This window comes from Massilia sp. METH4 (assembly GCF_037094685.1).
Lineage (GTDB): Bacteria > Pseudomonadota > Gammaproteobacteria > Burkholderiales > Burkholderiaceae_D > Rugamonas.
The window spans coordinates 2,466,355-2,482,670 of sequence record NZ_CP146614.1 but is presented as its reverse complement, the minus strand read 5'-3'; the positions used below and the strand labels follow the sequence as shown (position 1 = coordinate 2,482,670).

Genomic DNA, 16,316 nt, shown 5'->3' with positions numbered 1-16,316 from the left:
CCTCCGGCGCGACAAGTCCCGGCGCTTGTGGTGAACGATCCACCGGGCACGCACATGCAGCCAGCCCTTCCGCACGCGCGTCACGCAAACCGCACCACACGAGCTGCTATTGCGGTGGCAATAAGCAAGCCTCGATCAAAAGTTTCCTAAAACCGGGGTCGGACCCCCGATTTCAGGAAATATTGCACACGCACCACCCAATCGCGGCGCCCACGCAACAAACACCGTTGTAAAAATTCGGGGACTGTCCCCGAATTTTTACAACACCTGTCGGGAATCCGGGCGATCGACAGGTAAAACTCGGGAATTTTGCTCAGCCGGATGCAAGTCATTCAGCTGAGCAAAAAATTTCCCAAAATCGGGGTCTGACCCCGGTTTTGGGCAACATTGGCGTCAGGCAGCGGCTTTGTCGTCGTCGGCTTTCTTGCGCTGCAGGACGAAGATCGGCTGGGCCCACTGCGTGTCCTTCTTTTTCTTGCTCGTGATGAGCGTGAGTTCGGAAGGGTCGTAGACGTCGGTGTTGTGCGTCAGCGGGGTCGTCATCAGGTATTGGGCGTCGGTGTTCTTCAGGAATTCGCCGACCAGCTGGATGTTGCGGATGTCCAGGTGGGCGAACGGTTCGTCGATGAACACGAAGCCGCCGGAACCTTCGTCGGATTTCAGCAGGCCGATCAGCAGCACCAGCGATTTCATCACCTGCTGGCCGCCGGAGGCTTCGCCATCGTTCATGCCGATCACGCCCTTGCCGTCGAACTTGAAGCGCACGTGCAGGCCCGCCTGGGCCAGCAGCAGGTCGTCGTTCTCCAGCTTGACGGGGTCGGCGCTCACTTCGATCTTGGCCAGCTCGCCCAGTTCCTTGATGTTCTTCGTGTACTGCCTGATCGTGTAGCGCAGCCGTTCGATATAGGCGCCGCGCGCGTTGCCGGTGGCTTCGATCGCGCGGTTGTTCTGGTAGCGGCGCTCTTCCGTCTCGCTCTTGCGCGAGGACAGCTGCTCGTTCAGCCGCGCGTACTGGTCGATGACGGTCGCGTCGAGCTCCCAGTCGTCCCGCGCCAGGCTCGCTTGCAGGCTGGCGATGCGCAGGTCGACCTGGTGCGCGTTGTGGTGCTGTTCCACCAGCGCCTGGCGGCGCGCGGGGCGGCGCCACGAAGCCGGCAGGTGCTTCCATTGCCGGCGCAGCGCCAGCAGGGCGCGCGCGTGGTCGGAGCGCTGGTCGAGCTGGCGCTTGTAGTTCAGGCGCATGCCCGCTTCCGCTTCCGACAGCGCCATGCGCGCGGCGTTCCACGCGCCATCGGCACGGGTGCGGTTGACGGTCGCGTTCTTCATCAAGCCTTGCAGCTCGCCCAGGCGCGAGCCCACTTCCAGGCGCTCGGAACGCAGCGGCACGGCGGTGCGCGCGGCTTCGTCGAACTCGTCGGCGCGGGCCGACAGTTCCTTGACCGCGTCCACGCCGGCAACGCGGGCCTTCAGCGCGCTGGTCTCGGAAGCGAGCTTGCTGATCTGGAGCGTGTACTTGTCTTCTTCCGCTTCCAGGGTCGGCAGGTTGCGGGCAATCGCCTCCTGCCGCTGCGTGCGGCCGGCCGAACCGAAGCGGTAGCGCGACACTTCCACGTACAGCGAGCGGCCGCCGCGGCGTTCCTTGTGGTAGGCGTCCGGCGTGATCCATTCCTCGATATTGCCGAGCTTCGCGCCCTCTTCCACCGAGTCCACGCGGGTGATGCGCGACAGCTGCTCGATCAGCCATTCCGGCGCGCGCGCCGTGAAGCGCACCACGGACAGCAGGCTGTCGTTCTTCGGCTCGTGCGCCTTCACGCATTCGGGAACGATGAAGTGGCGGTAGCGCTCCTTCTCGGCCAGGCGATACGCGGCGGCCGCGTCGGAGGCGTTCTCCAGCAGCACCACGGAGGCGTAGCCGCCCAGCACGCCCTCGACGGCGCCCTGCCACTTCGGATCGGTCACTTCCACGATATCGGAGAGCATGGCGTGCGGGATGTTCGCATCGCGCAGCACGCGGCGCATCTGCCGGACATTGTCCGGCTCCGGCATCGCGGTCTTGCCTTGCAGCGCGGCGATCGTGGCCTTGTCCGCCGCGATGCGCGACGACACGGCGTCGCGCGCGGCACGCAGGCGCGCCAGTTCCGCTTCCTTTTCTTCCAGCTGCTTGGCCACGTCGGCGATGTCCGCACCAGCTTCGGCGGCCAGCTTCTGCAGGCGCGACTTCTGTTCGATCAGGCTATCCAGCGGTTTCAGCTTCGCGTTCAGCGCGGAAAGGCGCGTCTGCAGCACCGTCGACTCCTGCTCGAGCAGGGTCTCCTGTTGCTGCGCTTCCTGCAGCAGCAAGGCTTGCCGTTCCACCTCGCGGCGCCTGTCGGCGATCTGCTGGTCCACCTGCGCCAGCGGCTTCTTGGCCTCGCGCAGCTGGCGGCCGATGTTGTTGGCCTTTTCGCGCGCCTCGTGGTATTCCAGCGTGGGCAGCACTTCTTCCTGCAGGTTGCGGCGTTCCTTGTGCAGCGTTTCCCACTGGTGGTAATTGGCCACGCGCAGGCGCAGCGCTTCCAGGTTCGCGCGCGAGCCTTCCAGTTCCGCCTCGAACCGTTTCAGTTCTTCTTCCGTATCGCGCTGGTGGCGCTTCGCCTCGTCGTAGGCATCCAGCACCTCCTTGTCGCCGAACACCTGGAACACCAGGTCCAGCAACTGGCGCGGCGCGTATTCGCACAGCTTGTCGGTCTCGCCCTGCTCCAGCGCCAGCACTTTCGCCATCGCCGGCGACAGGCCCGCATTGGCCAGGCGCTTGCGGTAGTTTTCCACGCCGAGCCAGTCGTTCGCCTCCGTCACTTCCTCGATCTCGACATTCCCCGGGCGCATCAGGTACTGGCGCTTCCAGTCGCCGCCGTTCTTCTGGATCTGGCAGAACAGCGTGACTTCATCCTCGGCGAAGAAACCGCTGGAACGGAACGGCCGGTTCGACAGCTGCCGGCCCTGCGGGCGGTTGTCGACGACGGCGCGCAGCCAGGCGCTCTGCTGTCCCGAGTGCCGCGCGTAGTGTTTATACGTGCGGCCCATCGAGCAATCGAGGCCGAACAGCGTGCGCAGCGCGTCCAGCAAGGTGGTCTTGCCGGAGCCGTTCTGGCCGGCGATCGTGATGATCTTCGCGTCCAGCGGAATATTCTTGATGCGCTGCCAGTAATCCCAGTGGACCAGCTCCAGCGATTTGATGTGAAACATGCGTCAGCTCCGGTTCTCGGTGTCGTTGGCGGCGGCGGCGTCGCGGATGGCGGCGGCCACTTCATCCTCGGCGGCCGGTTCGGCCACCTCGTCGTTCGCGCCGTCGTTTCTCGTGTCATTGGCGGCGGCGAGCACGGCGCGCGGGATGTGCACGACCTGCGCGGGCGCGCGCTTGAACACGTCGGCCAGGGCGCCGTTGATGATGCGTTCCTTCAGCAGGTCGGTATCCATCAGCAGGTCCAGCAGCGGGCCTTCGACGAGGATGTCGCCACGGCGCTCGATGAAGCCCAGCTTGGACAGGATGCCCAGGTTCATGTCCATGCGCGTCTTCTTGCCCAGCTTGTCGCCGAAGTCGGCCAGCAGTGCCTTGTATGGGATGCCGATCGACGTATCCTCGGCGCGCGGCACGGGCTTGTCGGTGCCGAACATGTCGTTCTGGTCGTCGTCCGCATGCTGGTGCGTCTCCTGCCGCTCGCGCTTGGGCAGGATGATCAGCGCCCACAGCACCACCAGCAGCGCCACGCCATCGCGCGCCAGGCCGAAGTTATTGTTCTGCCACGTGTCGCGCGCACCGAAGATCTTCGGCTCCATGGCGCGGTGCAGCGCCAGCGTGACATGGTCCGCATAGACGTTGTCGAGCAGCTTCAGGCCGCAAGCCAGCAGCCGGGCGTCGACCTCCTGGCGGAACTGTTCGTCGGACAGCGCGCGCTTCACGAGCCGGTCGTCGCGGCGCAGCGTCTGGTGCGTCAGCAGGCGCGCGATCAAAATTTGGGAATCGTCATTCATAAGTCAACTCGCGTGCTTGCCGCGTTCGTCCAGATCCAGTGACAGGTTCGCCAGCGTCATCGCTGCCACTTCCATATCGTTCAATTGCACCATCATGTCGGTGGGCGCGAACTGCAGCGGCAGGCGCGCCAGTTCGGCCGTGGCGCCCTGCAGGCTCGCCTCGCCTTCGTCACCCAGCAGCGGCAGCATCGACGCGCGGTACGACGCCACGGCGAAGCTGGCCGGCAGCAGCGCCTCGTGCACCTTGATCTCCTTCGGCGACTCGGCGGCGATGCTGGGGAAGTTGTTCAGCGTGGCGAAGTCCGACAGGCGGGCCAGCCAGTCGTCCAGCTCGCGCTGCATGGCCTGGTCCTCGCTCACGGTCAGCGGCGCATCCTCGCCGGACGGCAGGCCGGAGTTCTGCACCACCACCCGCTCGGCCATCAGTTCCGTCTCGGCCACGTCGATCATCTCGGCCGGCGTGATGAACAGCGGCTTCACCGGCCGCTCGATGGCGTCCTCGGCCAGCGAAGCCAGGTCCTGGTGCGCCAGCAGCCAGCGCTTGATGTCCGTCGTCGACAGGCCGGACTGCCCCAGGTGCACGCGCTGGCGTTCGATCTGGTTCAGCGCGCGCGAGAACATGCCCTGCATGTTCAGGAGCGAACTCTGGGCGCGGCCGATCGCCTGGGCGGCGCGGTGCGTGGCCGCGTCCGCGTTCTCGTCGCTGGTGATCGCGCGCAGGATCTCGGACCCCTTTTCCACCCAGTCGCACGCCGTGTGCCATTTGGCCTGCGATTCGCGCAGCCGGAACTCGGAGCCGGAGGCGATGGCGTCGCGGAATTCGTCGGTCAGGTCCGTGAGGCGGCCCAGCAGATGCTGCAACTGCTCCGCGGTGACGCCGCCCACCGCCTGCGCGCCGGCCACCTGCGACAGCAGGAAGCCCATTTCCGCCTCATCCTGGTCCTGGCCGAGGGTCAGCAAGGCGTCGATCGAGGAGAGCACGTTGCGCGCCATCGGCGTCACGCGGTAGACGCCCTGCTGCGCATCCCAGGCCAGCAGGCCGTTCGTGCGCAGGCGCATCAGCACCGTTTCCAGGCTTTCCGGCAGCAGGTAAGCCAGGCGCGTGTTGATGTCGGCGCGCGAAAAAGCCGACACGGACGTGTCGTTGGCCAGCTCGCGCAGCACCAGCAGGCGCACCAGCACGCTCTCGAAGCCGCCGTGGAACAGCGCGGTGAACACCTGCAGCAGCGGCTGGGCGCGCTTCAGGTGGAAGACCTGCTCGATCTCGTCGACGGCCACGTGCGGCTGGAAATGCGCCTGCAGGGCCTGTTCCTGCTCGTTGGGATTGTGTTCGGCAGCCGTGGCTGCGCTGGCTGTCGCTTGTGCGGTATTACTCATCGCGCTCCGGGGTTCTGGGCGCCCTGTTGCTTAAACCTCAAAGGCTTGCGGACTCAGGCGGGGACGTGAGTATACCAGTTCCGGCTTGCAAAACCGTTGCTTGCGGCCCGGCAAAAGTTGCTGGGGAAATGGGGACAGACCCCATTTTCCAGGAAATAGTTGCCGGAAAAATGGGGTACGTCCCCATTTTCATGGCAACTTTTGCTTATTTCTTGGTCACCTTGTCGAGCAATTGCTCGAAAGAATCGCCATCGTCTTCCAGGAACACGAGGCGCACCGGGTACCACTCCAGCGCGGGCGCCAGCCACAGGTCCACCTGCTGGCCCTTGCCCTTCGGCGGCGCCTTGCTGAAGTGGACGGCCTTCAGGTCGCCCATGCCGGTTTTCACCGTGTCGGTACCAACTACCTTGAAGCTCCAGGTTTCGGCGTTACGCCGGCCCACCACGTAGAAATTCCATTCCGTGCCCGGTGTGAACTTTTGCGGGGCGGCGCGGGCGACGGCGGCCAGTTGCCAGGCAGCGCTGCTGCGATCCTGCTCGCCGCCATGGATCGGCACCGTGTTCTCGCTGTCGGCCAGGTTGATCGTCTTCGCTTCGCGGCCGAACGTGGTGGTGCCGGCGCCCTTCCTGATGCGTTTTTCGTGGTACGTGTCCGGCGCCAGGCCATAGGCGTCGATCGTGCCCTCGCTGCGGTATTCGAGCACCTTGCCGAACATGCCGGAGCGCGCCTCCGTCACGAGCGTGTACTTGCCATTGCCATGCTGCCAGGTGATGGTGCCGTTGCCGGACAGCGGGATGCCATGGCTGCTGGCCTTCACCGAATAGGTCAGTTCCGCCGATGGCGGCAGGTCGAACGGGCGCTTCACGCTCGGGTGGTCGTCCTGGGCGCCAGCGGCGCCGGCCAGCATGGCCAGGCCGGAGAAGACGGCGGTTCGCAGGGTACGTTTCATAGGATTTCCTTTCAGCTTGCGGGGCGCAGGATCTTCGTGACGGTCTGCGTCGTCACGGCGCCGCTGCGCTCCGTATTGCGGATCTGCACCGGATACCAGTCCAGGCTCGGCGCGAGCCAGATATCGAGCCGGGCATTGTAGCTGCCGGGCCGCGGCGGGCGCGCCAGGCGCCACGTCACCAGCCGGCCCATCTTCGTTTCCAGTTCCTCCTCGCCCACCAGCACGAAGCGGTACACGGTTGCTTCGCGGTCCTCGCCCACCTGGATATCGATGTCGCCGCCGAACTGGTTGACGTCGCCGCGTCCGATGGCGGCCAGCTGGAACGGCACCGTGGCCTTGTCCTGCGCGCCAATCACCATGGGCACGGCGGCCGTGCTGGCCGAGAAGGTAATGCGCTTGCCCTCGTGGTCGAAGTGGGTGGCCGTCATGGAGCGGCTGCGGCGCTTTTCCGTCATCTTCACCGGGGCGATGCCGGCATCGTCGATCGTGCCCTCGCTGGCCAGCTCGAGCAGGCCCACGCGCGCCACCAGCAGGCTGATACCCACTTCCAGGCCCACCTGGTACTTGCTGCCATCGGTTTGCCAGCGCATGTCGGCGCTGCCGTTCCACTGCTTGCCGTCGGCGTCAAGGCGCTTCACTTCCAGCTCGAAGCTGGCCGAAGGCGGCACGTTGACGCGATAGCGGCGGCCCGCGACCGGCTCGGCCGCGGCCTGGGCCTGCGCTGGTTCAACGGGCGATTGTACCGGCGGCGCCTCCGGCGCGGCGCCGGCCTGCGCCGGTGCCGGCATCGGGTCCGGCGCGACCGGCGCAGGAATGAAGTCCGCCGCAGCCGACGCCGAAACCGCGGCCGGTTCCCCGATCGGTTCGAACGAGGGCTCGGGCACCGGCTGCGCGGGCGAGGCCACACGGGCCGGGGCGGGTGGCCGGCGCCGTGGCGCCGGTGCCGGGGGTGCCGCCTCGGCCTCGCCAGGCGCCGGCGCGGTGCGCACCGGCAGCGCCGGCCGGACCTGGGCACTGACCTTCATCGGCACCTGCTCGCGGGGCATGTCGCGGCTGCCGATGCGTGCCGCCAGCCAATCGATCGTCACGTAGTGCAGTGCCGCGGTGGCCACGCACAGCACCAGTACGCGGCGGTATCGCGAAAGAAAGGAAACGATCGTCATGCCCGCTAGTGTAAACCGATCCGGTTTTTCCCGGAGAAGGCGTGGAATCTGCTACGCTAAGCGCCGACGGTCCCAACCCAAGCCTTTGGAGAAGCCATGAGCACACCGCAAATGCCAAACATTCCCGGCGCTGCCGTGATGACGGACACGCTGGATTTCGTGAAATCGCTGTGGGGCAGCATGGGCGTGCCCGGCCTGGCCTCGCCCACCCTGTCGCTTGATGAACTGGACAAGAAGATCAGCGACCTGAAAGCCGTGGAATCATGGCTGAACCTGAACCAGGCGATGCTGCGCAGCAGTATCCAGGCGCTGGAAGTGCAGCGCGGCACGATTGCAACCTTGAAGTCGATGGGGCAGAGCCTGGCCGACTCGATGCAGCAAAAGCCGGGGCGGACGGAAAAATCGCTGTTCGAGGCCAACCCTTACGCCGCCGCCTTCTTCAACCACCTCGAACCGGCGAAGGTTGCGCCGAAGCCGCCCGCGCCCACGCCCACGCCGGTGCCGAAGCCCGAGGTGAAGGCCGAAGCGAAGCCGGCACAGAAGGTGGAAGCGAAACCGGCCGACGAGGCATTGCCGAAGCCGGACCTGGCCGCGGCGGCGGCCGCGCAGATGGCCAATCCGGCGATCTGGTGGAACATGCTGCAGGAACAGTTCAAGCAGGCGGTCAGCACGGCGATGACGGCGGAAACCCGCCCGGCGCCGGCGCCGGAAGCACGCCAGGAGGGCGCAGCCAACGAAGGCGCGAAAGCGGACGGGGAAGCCGATCCGAAGGCCGACGGCACGGCGGCACGCAAACCTGCTGCCCGCAAGACGACGCCGAAAAAGGAATAACCCCTCCTACTCCGCGGGCGTGGCGGGCTCCTCCTGCTGGGCCTGCGCCCCCGCCTCCTCCGCGCGACGCGGCACCAGCTCCTGCAACTGTTCCACGAGCTGGGCAAAGCGCTGCTGGCCGGGCGCCAGCGCATCGACGTGCATCAGTACCCCGTTTGCCTCGATCATCAATTCCTCGTCGTAACCCTGCTGCTGCATGCGGCTGATCAGCATCTGCGCCGAGTTGAACAGGATGCGCATATTGTCCGGCAGCCGTTCGCGCGATTCGCGCATCCATGCCACCGCCTCGTCCAGCCGGCCGGTCTTCCACAGCAGCACGCCCTGGTTCATCATCTCGGCCGCTTCCTTGCGCGCCGCGGCGATGAGGTCCACGCCCTCCTCGCTCATGCGCGCCTTGTCGAAGATCTTCTGCACCTCGTCGACGAGCACCTGGTTGTCGTGGTTGTTGCGCACGACATGGCACAGCAGTTCCACCGGCGCTTCCTTCACGCCCACGGCGAACAGCAGCGTGGCCATCTCGATGCAGGTGGCCGTATGCGGGCGCTTCCTTTCCTGCCCGAGCATCGTCTCAAGCTCGTCGCCGGACTTGCGCGCGCGGCGGTAGTCGCCGCTCTCGTGATAGACGAGGCCTTCGGTGACCTTGCTGCGCAGCTGTACCAGCTCGCCGGGAAAATCGCGCTGGGCGATGGCCAGCAGGCGCAGTGCTTCCTTGGTGTCGTTCTTCATGCCGCACACGCGGGCCATGCCCAGGTAGGCATCCACCGTGCGCCGGATCGAGTATTCGCCGATCGCCAGGCATTTGCGGAACGCGTGCTCGGCCAGCTGCACATTGCCGATGCGCAGGGCCGCGTTGCCCAGGCTGCGCTGGCGCGGCACCGAGTTCGGCGACAGCCTGGCTGCCTTCTCCAGCACGCCGCAGGCATCCTCGTGGCGGCCCAGCAGCTCCAGCACGGCGGCCAGCTGGTCGTAGGCATCGATATAGAAGCGGTTCTCGGCGATCACGCCCTGGAACATCTGGCGCGCAGCCTCGTGGTCGCCATTGGCCATCCTGATTTTCCCCAGGCCGGTGCGGGCCCAGTTGTACTCGCGCTCCTCCAGCAGCTTTTCATAGACCACGCGTGCCTTTTCCGGCTCGCCGGCCTTCAGCAGCAGCGCGGCCTTCATGCGCATCAGGTCGATCTCGTGCACCTTGTGGCGGGCGATCTGCTCATCGCACAGGCGGGCCGCGCGCAGGTAATCCTTGTCGATGTAGGCCGCGTCGATCTCGCCAAAGATCTGCTTCTTGTGCCACACCCGGTTCAGCCGCGTCAGCAGCACGCCCTCGGTGATCGGCTTGATGATGTAGGCATCGGGCTGGTGTTCGGCCGCGCCCATCACCGATTCCACGCTTTTTTCGGCGGACACCATCAGCCAGACGCTGCTGGGCACCATCAGGTTGCGCACGCGCGCTTCCTCCAGCACCTGCTGGCCGTTCTTGCCCTCGCCCAGGTTGAAGTCGCACAGCACCACGTCGTAGTGCGTGCGCCCCAGCAAGGTCATCGCCTCGCCGCCGGACGAGGCCTGGTCGATGTGGCGGGCGCCGATATTGCGCAGCGATTCGCGCAGCAGTTGCCGGATGCCGACGAAGTCGTCGACGATCAGGTAGCGCTTCTCGCTCCAGTCCACGGCCGATATCTCGGGTACCGGGGCACCGCTGGCGGTGATATAGGTGCCGCTCATGGCATCAAGGCAAGGTCAGCACGAAGCAGCCGCCGCCCAGCGGCCCGCCGTTTTCCAGGCGCACGCTGCCGCCCTGCTGGCGGCGCTTGTGCATCTTGGCCACTTCGCTGGCGAAGAACAGGCCCAGGCCGCTGCTATTGGTCAGGAAGTTCACGCCCTGCCCCACCACGGCGCCCGCCTCGATCATCGAGGGCGGGAAGCCCATGCCATTGTCCTCGACGCGGAATTCCAGCATGCCGTCGCGCTCGGCGATCGCCACCCGGATGCGGTCGCGCGTGTAGCGCACGGCGTTGTTGATCGCGTGGCACAGCACGCCGATGACGAGATCCTCGTCCAGCGTCCACAACAGGTCCTGCGGGTAATCGAGGTCGAGGCGGATTTCCTTCGCCGCCAGCAGCACCCGCGACTGGCTCGCCACCTGGTGCACGAGCTCGCCCAGCGGTACCGTGACCGGCTCGAACGGATAGGTGGGCTTGCCCACTTCCTTGTACAGCGCCAGCAGCTGCATCAGGTTGTCGGACAGCCGGCGCGTCTGGTACAGCATGTGCGCCATCTGCGGGTACGACGCTTCGTCGCTGGCCTGCCTGTCGAGCAGGCCCTCCAGCGTGCCGCCCAGCACGCTGAGCGAATTCTTCATGTCGTGCACCGTGGAAGCCAGAAACACGAACAGCTCGGGCGAGCCGCCTCGATCTTCCATCATTACCCCGCAAACGTTTCAGTACGGAAATTATAGCCGCGAAGCCGCATGAAATCAGGGTTTATGGCCGCTTATGGACCGATCTATGGCGTGGGCGCGACAATTTTCCGCCGGGATTTGAGCAAAAACCGGCCCGGATCAAGGGCGGCCGCCAGGGAGGCTTCCAGCGGCGATGACAGTCCTTCAAGCTGACAAACCAGCAACTCGGCGGCGAGCGGCGCCCAGATCAGGCCACGCGATGCGTAACCGAGCAAGGCATGCAGGTTCGGGTAGCGCGGCACGTCGCGCAAGCGCTCCGGCTGGCCGGGCGCCGCATAATCGGGCAACGCGCCCACCAGCGGCAGGCGATCGGGGGCCATGCAGCGCAGGCCCACGCGGCCGGCGAGCGGCGGCGCATCGGGGACGCGGCCCCCACCGAGAATCTCTCGCGCGCGCGACAGGTTTTCCTGCTGGCTGGCGGCGCGCAGCGCGCGGTCGGCATCCTTGTCATAGGTCGCGCCCACGCTGACGATGCCATCGACGGCCGGCGTCATATAGGCCTCGCGGCACACGACCAGCGGCAAGGGTGCGAAAGCGTCCGCGGCCAGGTGGGTAACCTGCCCGCGCATCGTGTACAGCGGCAGCGGCGCCGTCTGCGGCAGGTGCATGGCGCCGGCGCCGTTGGCGACGATCACGTGCGCGCCCTCGGCCAGCACGGTGCCATCGCTGCCGCGCGCCAGCCAGTGATCCGCCGTGCGCTCCAGGGTCAACGCTTCGGCATGGAACACGCGCCGCAACCCTTCGCCACAGGCGGCCAGCATGGCGCGGCACACGGAGGCGGGATTGGCCCAGCCGCCCTGCGGAAACAGCCAGGCGCCGTGCGGCGTGGCCGCGCCGAGCCGTGCCGACGCCTCGGCCGCATCGAGCCAGCGCACATAGGCTTCCGGATAGCGCCAGGCCTCGGCCACCTCGCGCTGCAATGCGGCGTGCTCCGCGTCGCGCGCCAGTTGCAGCACGCCGCACTGCTGGCCAAGGATGGGCACGCTGCCGTCCGGCGCCATGCCGCCCAGCGCCTGCCAGCGGCGCATCGCGTACAGATAGGCGGCGCGCGTCAGGCGCGTGGGGATATTGTCGTCGCGCGAGAGCAGCGGCATGAAGATGCCGGCCCGGTTGCCGGAGGCTTCCTGCGCCGGTTCCGCGTGGCGCTCCACCAGCGTGACCTGCCAGCCGTGCGCGCACAGGCGTTCGCAGGCGGCGGCACCGGCCACGCCGGCGCCGATGACGACGGCGCTCTTCACCGGCGGCGCCGGCCGCGGCGGCTGCGGCTTGCGGCTCGTGTAGCGGGCTTCCAGCGGCTCGGTTTCCGCCTCCCACGAAAAGCCGGCGGCGCGCAGGTTGCGGCGCCAGGCCTCGTCGCCCAGTGCCGTCAGCAGCCGGGCCCCGGGCGCGGCGAGCCGCGCCAGTGCCCGGAGCGGCGCCTGCGTGGACGGCGCGATGAACTCGTCCACGCGCGCCGCCAGTTCCGGCAGCAGCGCATCGGGCTCGCCCAGCGCGATGTCGAGGACCGTGCGGCCGCCATCGAGCTCGACGCGGTGCAGGCCCGGCACGGCCAGCGGCCAGCGGGCCGCGAGCGCTGGATCGTCCACTGCCGGCAAGGCCGCCTGCACGCAGAGGTAATGCAGCGAGCCCGCGCCCGCGCGGGCGGCATGGAAGCGCTGCTCGTCGAACGCCAGGTCGAGGATCGTGCGGTCAGCCAAGGCGCGCGCACTCCGCGTGCCGGAAGCACGCCGCATCATGGTCGTTGACGATGCCCACGCCCTGCAGGTAGGCGTACACGATGGTGGAGCCGACGAACTTGAAGCCCCGTTTCGCCAGGTCCTTCGCGATGCGGTCGGACAGTTCCGTTTTCGCGGCGCGATCGGCCGGGGTGGCGATGTGGTTGCAGATCGGCTTGCCGTCCACCCAGCCCCACAGGTAGCCGTCCAGCGTCTGGCCGCCTTCGCGCAGCCGCAGGTAGGCTTGCGCGTTCGTGACCGCCGCGGCGACCTTCAGCCGGTTGCGCACGATGCCGGGGTCGGCCAGCAGTTCGGCCACCCTTTCCGGCCCGTAGGCGGCGATCTTCACCGGGTCCCAGTCGTCGAACGCGGCGCGGTACGACTCGCGCTTGTTCAGGATCGTCTCCCACGACAGCCCGGCCTGCGCGCCTTCCAGGTTCAGCATCTCGAACAGCCGCCGCTCGTCGTGGCACGGCACGCCCCACTCTTCGTCGTGGTAGGCGATGTAGCGGGGATTGGCCGGGTTGGCCCAGGTGCAGCGGGTGCGCTCGCTCATGTCGGCTCTCGGGGTTGGACAGTCCATCAGTATAATCCCCGCCAAGCGGCTACACTGACGGGCATCGCCAACGTTCACGGGAGACCCCATGCAATTCGAAGCACGACTGGAATGGCAGCGCAACGGCCAGCCCTTCCTCGACCAGAAATACAGCCGCGGCCACGAGTGGATCTTCGACGGCGGCGCGCGCGTTCCCGCCTCGTCCTCGCCGCTGTCGGTGCCGCTGCCGATGTCGGTGGCCGACAATGTCGACCCCGAGGAAGCGCTGATCGCGGCGACCGCCAGCTGCCACATGCTGTTCTTCCTGTCGATCGCGGCCAAGCGCGGCCACGTGGTGGAAAGCTATATCGACCATGCCGTGGGCCTGCTGGAGAAGACCGCCGAGGGCCGCATGGCGATGACGAACATCACGCTGCGCCCGGAGATCGTGTTTGCCGGCGGCGACTGGCCGGGCGAGGAAGAGATCGCCGCCATGCACCACGAGGCGCACGACAAATGCTATATCGCGAACTCGCTGAAGACGGAAATCACGATCGAGCCGCCAATCGAGCCGGAAGGCTGAAACGAAACCAATGAAAAGGCCGGGCATGCGCCCGGCCTGGAACGGCTTGCCGTCAGGTCACTTCGCCGGCTGGTTGGCCGTCTGGTTGGCCGGATTCTTCGGATTGTCCGTATTGCCGCTGGACTGCTGCTGGGTCTGGGTGCCCATCTTGTCCTTACCCTGTGGCATGGCCGAGCTGCCGGTGCTGCCGGTGCCCGAGGTGCCCATGGAGGTGTCGCTCTTCATGCCCTTCATCGTGCCAGCCAGCTGCTGCACGTGGCCCATGTGCTGGTCGATCGTGGGCTGCAGCTTGGCGGCCAGGCCCTTCACGTCCGCATCCTTGGCATTGGACTGGGTCTTCATGACAAGCGCATGCGCTTCCTTGTGGCTCTTCACGCCGGCCATTTCCATGTAGGCCTTGTCGAACTTCTCGCCGGACATGGCGTGCAGCTTCTTCGCCATGGCCTTGTGCTTCGCATCCGGCTCGCTCGGCAGGGTCACGTTCTTTGCCTGCGCCACGGCCTTCACTTCATCGAGGCCCTTGGTGTGATCGTCGATCATCTGCTGGGCGAAGGCCTTCACTTCAGCGTTTTGCGACTTCTGCAGGGCGATCTTGCCCGCTTCCACTTCCGACATATTGGCGATCGCCAAGTCCTTCAGCGCCTTCTCGTCGGCTTTCGCCATCGACTGCGCATAGGCCGAGCCCATGCCCATCAGGACGGCCAGCAGCGGCACGCCCAGGTACCTCTTCCACATCCTTGCCTTGTTCATTTTCCTTCTCCTGCGGTTGTTGGGTTTGTCCAGGGTTGGTGAAACAAGAGGCCGCTTTCAGGGTTCCTTATGCCTATTATCGATTTGGATATACATTTTACGGCCGATGGCAGGAGGGAGCCGCACACTACGCGGCAGGCGGGAGGGAATGAGGCGGGAATGAGACGAGATCATCGGAAGCCCATGCAAAAAAGCGCCGGCCGCTTGCAGCGGCCGGCGCCTGGGCAAGCCCCCGGTCGGGAGGGCTCAACCGTGAATCTGCTCGGTTCTACGGCTGGTTGGCGCCCGGATTGGCACCACCGTTACCGCCCTGGTGCTTGATGAACGGCACCCGCTGGCTCACTTCGCGCAGGCGCGCCCGCATGACTTCCGGTGCCGCCGGGCCGGGGGCGAACACGTAATCCTCGTCGCTGATCGCGCGGCCGCTGCGTTTGTCCACCAGGATCTGCTCGGCCGGCTGGCCGGTTTCCCGGTTCACCACCAGGAGGCTGGCACCTTCCGGCGCCAGGTGCTCGTTCCCCCATGCCACGAATGCCAGCAGGACGGGTTTGAAGGCGCGGCCTTTTTCCGTCAGCAGGTATTCATAGCGCGGCGGCCGGGCGCTGTACTGCCGCTTCTCCATCAGCCCGCCGGCAACCAGGCCCGCCAGGCGCCGGGTCAGCATATTGGGGGCGATCTTCAAGCTCTTTTCAAACTCGTCGAACCGGGTGAGCCCGTAAAACGCGTCGCGCAGGATGAGAATGCTCCACCATTCGCCAACCTTGCCGAGGCTGCGCGCGATCGGGCAAGGCATCTGGCCAAAATCGGTATGTCTCATTATTCCTCCCACTTGTGCACATTAAAAAACGAACGAGCGCAACAGGGCTATGTTTTACCAAGAAAAGGGGGCGAACAAACTATCGAATAATCACCAACGGGATAAAAGAGCCTATTTTTTTACGATAAGCTCAGCATTATGCGCGGCGAAAGCCGGCTGACCTTTTGCAGGGTGAGAAAAAACGATTGAGCGGTGAGAAGAACGATAAATTCCTTTTAATTCGCGTCATAATGGCGGCCAGTTCGTGAGCCATTCGCCAACCATGTACCTGACCACCGACGCCACCGTGCGCAATATCCTGATCGTGGACGATTCCGCATTCGAGCAGCGCATGCTGACCGACCTGCTCAGCGAAATGCCCTACCGCGTCAGCGTCGCCCAGAACGGTGCCGAAGGCTATCGCCAGGCACTGGCCCGGCACCCCGACCTGATCCTGCTCGACGTGCGCATGCCCGACATGGACGGCTACGCCTGCTGCCGGCTGTTGAAGGCCAATCCCGCCACGCGCGACATCCCCGTGATCTTCGTGAGCGGCGCCGAATCGCCGGAAGACCGCATCCGCGGGCTGTCGATCGGCGGCGTCGATTTCGTCAGCAAGCCGTTCATGCCGGCCGAGCTGGCCGCGCGCATCCACGTGCACCTGAACCTGATGCCCCGGCCCGAGCCGCTCCCCGAACCCGCGGCGCCCCCGTCGCCGGCCGATACGGACGAGGTCACCGTACGGGCGGCGATGCGGCTGATCCGGGAAAACCTGGGGGCGCTGCCGCGCCTGGCCGACATCGCGCGCAACGTGGGCACCTATCGGGAGAAGCTCAGCACGCTGTTCCGCGAACACACGGGCAAGACCGTGTTCGCCTTCGTGCGGGAGGAAAGGCTGGCGCGCGGCATGCAGCTGTTGCGCGAAACCGACTTCGACGTGCAGCACATCGCCCAGTTGCTGGGCTTTCGCAGCGCCGCCAACTTCGCCACCGCGTTCCGCACGCGCACCGGCATGACGCCCAGCGCCTACCGCGTGGCCATGCTGGACCGCGGCGGGAGCTAGACTTTTCCGTCTAGCCCCACACACTTCTCCGCTTGAGACCTTTCCTATACGCCCTGCGAAAGCAGTATACAAGTTGGTCTAGGTCGGC

At 66.1% G+C, this 16,316-nt stretch carries 14 protein-coding genes; 3 read left to right on the top strand and 11 right to left on the bottom strand.

Translation table 11 applies throughout. The features are described 5' to 3' along the window. Positions 1–393 precede the first annotated feature (393 nt). From V6Z91_RS11015 to V6Z91_RS10995, 5 genes are all read right to left on the bottom strand, one after another. Positions 394–3,225, bottom strand: a complete 2,832-nt coding sequence (locus V6Z91_RS11015) for an ATP-binding protein (RefSeq protein ID WP_338770303.1) — start codon at positions 3,223–3,225, stop codon at positions 394–396. Between the two features lie 3 nt (positions 3,226–3,228). After that, entirely contained in the window at positions 3,229–4,011 is a 783-nt protein-coding gene (locus V6Z91_RS11010; protein WP_338770301.1) for a hypothetical protein, read from the bottom strand. Between the two features lie 3 nt (positions 4,012–4,014). Next, positions 4,015–5,388: a hypothetical protein gene (locus V6Z91_RS11005; protein ID WP_338770300.1), complete on the bottom strand. Its 1,374-nt coding sequence runs from the start codon at positions 5,386–5,388 to the stop codon at positions 4,015–4,017. 205 nt (positions 5,389–5,593) lie between these two features. After that, a complete protein-coding gene (locus V6Z91_RS11000) occupies positions 5,594–6,337 on the bottom strand; it encodes a DUF3108 domain-containing protein (protein ID WP_338770299.1) in 744 nt (247 codons plus the stop codon). 11 nt (positions 6,338–6,348) lie between these two features. After that, a complete protein-coding gene (locus V6Z91_RS10995) occupies positions 6,349–7,500 on the bottom strand; it encodes a DUF3108 domain-containing protein (RefSeq protein WP_338770298.1) in 1,152 nt (383 codons plus the stop codon). 96 nt (positions 7,501–7,596) lie between these two features. Here V6Z91_RS10995 and V6Z91_RS10990 point away from each other — a divergent pair, with 96 nt between their 5' ends. After that, positions 7,597–8,331, top strand: coding sequence for a PhaM family polyhydroxyalkanoate granule multifunctional regulatory protein (locus V6Z91_RS10990; RefSeq protein ID WP_338770297.1), 735 nt, complete (start codon positions 7,597–7,599; stop codon positions 8,329–8,331). A gap of 6 nt (positions 8,332–8,337) precedes the next feature. Here V6Z91_RS10990 and V6Z91_RS10985 read toward each other — a convergent pair whose 3' ends face one another. The 4 genes from V6Z91_RS10985 to V6Z91_RS10970 all read right to left on the bottom strand — a co-directional run bounded on the left by V6Z91_RS10985 (position 8,338) and on the right by V6Z91_RS10970 (position 13,057). Next, positions 8,338–10,050: a response regulator gene (locus V6Z91_RS10985; protein WP_338770296.1), complete on the bottom strand. Its 1,713-nt coding sequence runs from the start codon at positions 10,048–10,050 to the stop codon at positions 8,338–8,340. Positions 10,051–10,054: 4 nt separating this feature from the next. Continuing rightward, on the bottom strand, positions 10,055–10,750 hold the full coding sequence (locus V6Z91_RS10980) for a HAMP domain-containing sensor histidine kinase (RefSeq protein ID WP_338770294.1): 696 nt from the start codon (positions 10,748–10,750) through the stop codon (positions 10,055–10,057). 80 nt (positions 10,751–10,830) lie between these two features. Further along, positions 10,831–12,483, bottom strand: a complete 1,653-nt coding sequence (mnmC, locus tag V6Z91_RS10975) for an FAD-dependent 5-carboxymethylaminomethyl-2-thiouridine(34) oxidoreductase MnmC (protein WP_338770292.1) — start codon at positions 12,481–12,483, stop codon at positions 10,831–10,833. After that, positions 12,476–13,057, bottom strand: coding sequence for a DNA-3-methyladenine glycosylase I (locus V6Z91_RS10970; protein ID WP_338770290.1), 582 nt, complete (start codon positions 13,055–13,057; stop codon positions 12,476–12,478). Before V6Z91_RS10970 ends, mnmC begins: the two co-directional genes overlap by 8 nt. A gap of 88 nt (positions 13,058–13,145) precedes the next feature. Between V6Z91_RS10970 and V6Z91_RS10965 the strand changes: the two genes are divergently transcribed. Further along, positions 13,146–13,619 (top strand): OsmC family protein, encoded by a 474-nt coding sequence (locus V6Z91_RS10965; RefSeq protein ID WP_338770288.1) that lies wholly within the window; start codon positions 13,146–13,148, stop codon positions 13,617–13,619. 57 nt (positions 13,620–13,676) lie between these two features. Here V6Z91_RS10965 and V6Z91_RS10960 read toward each other — a convergent pair whose 3' ends face one another. Together V6Z91_RS10960 and V6Z91_RS10955 are read right to left on the bottom strand one after the other, a co-directional pair. Continuing rightward, the gene (locus V6Z91_RS10960; RefSeq protein ID WP_338770286.1) at positions 13,677–14,369 is read right to left on the bottom strand and encodes a DUF4142 domain-containing protein; all 693 of its coding nucleotides are present in this window, start codon (positions 14,367–14,369) and stop codon (positions 13,677–13,679) included. 268 nt (positions 14,370–14,637) lie between these two features. Then, positions 14,638–15,186, bottom strand: a complete 549-nt coding sequence (locus V6Z91_RS10955; protein ID WP_338770285.1) for a helix-turn-helix domain-containing protein — start codon at positions 15,184–15,186, stop codon at positions 14,638–14,640. Positions 15,187–15,430: 244 nt separating this feature from the next. Here V6Z91_RS10955 and V6Z91_RS10950 point away from each other — a divergent pair, with 244 nt between their 5' ends. Continuing rightward, entirely contained in the window at positions 15,431–16,228 is a 798-nt protein-coding gene (locus tag V6Z91_RS10950) for a response regulator (protein WP_338770283.1), read from the top strand. The last annotated feature ends 88 nt before the right edge of the window (positions 16,229–16,316 follow it).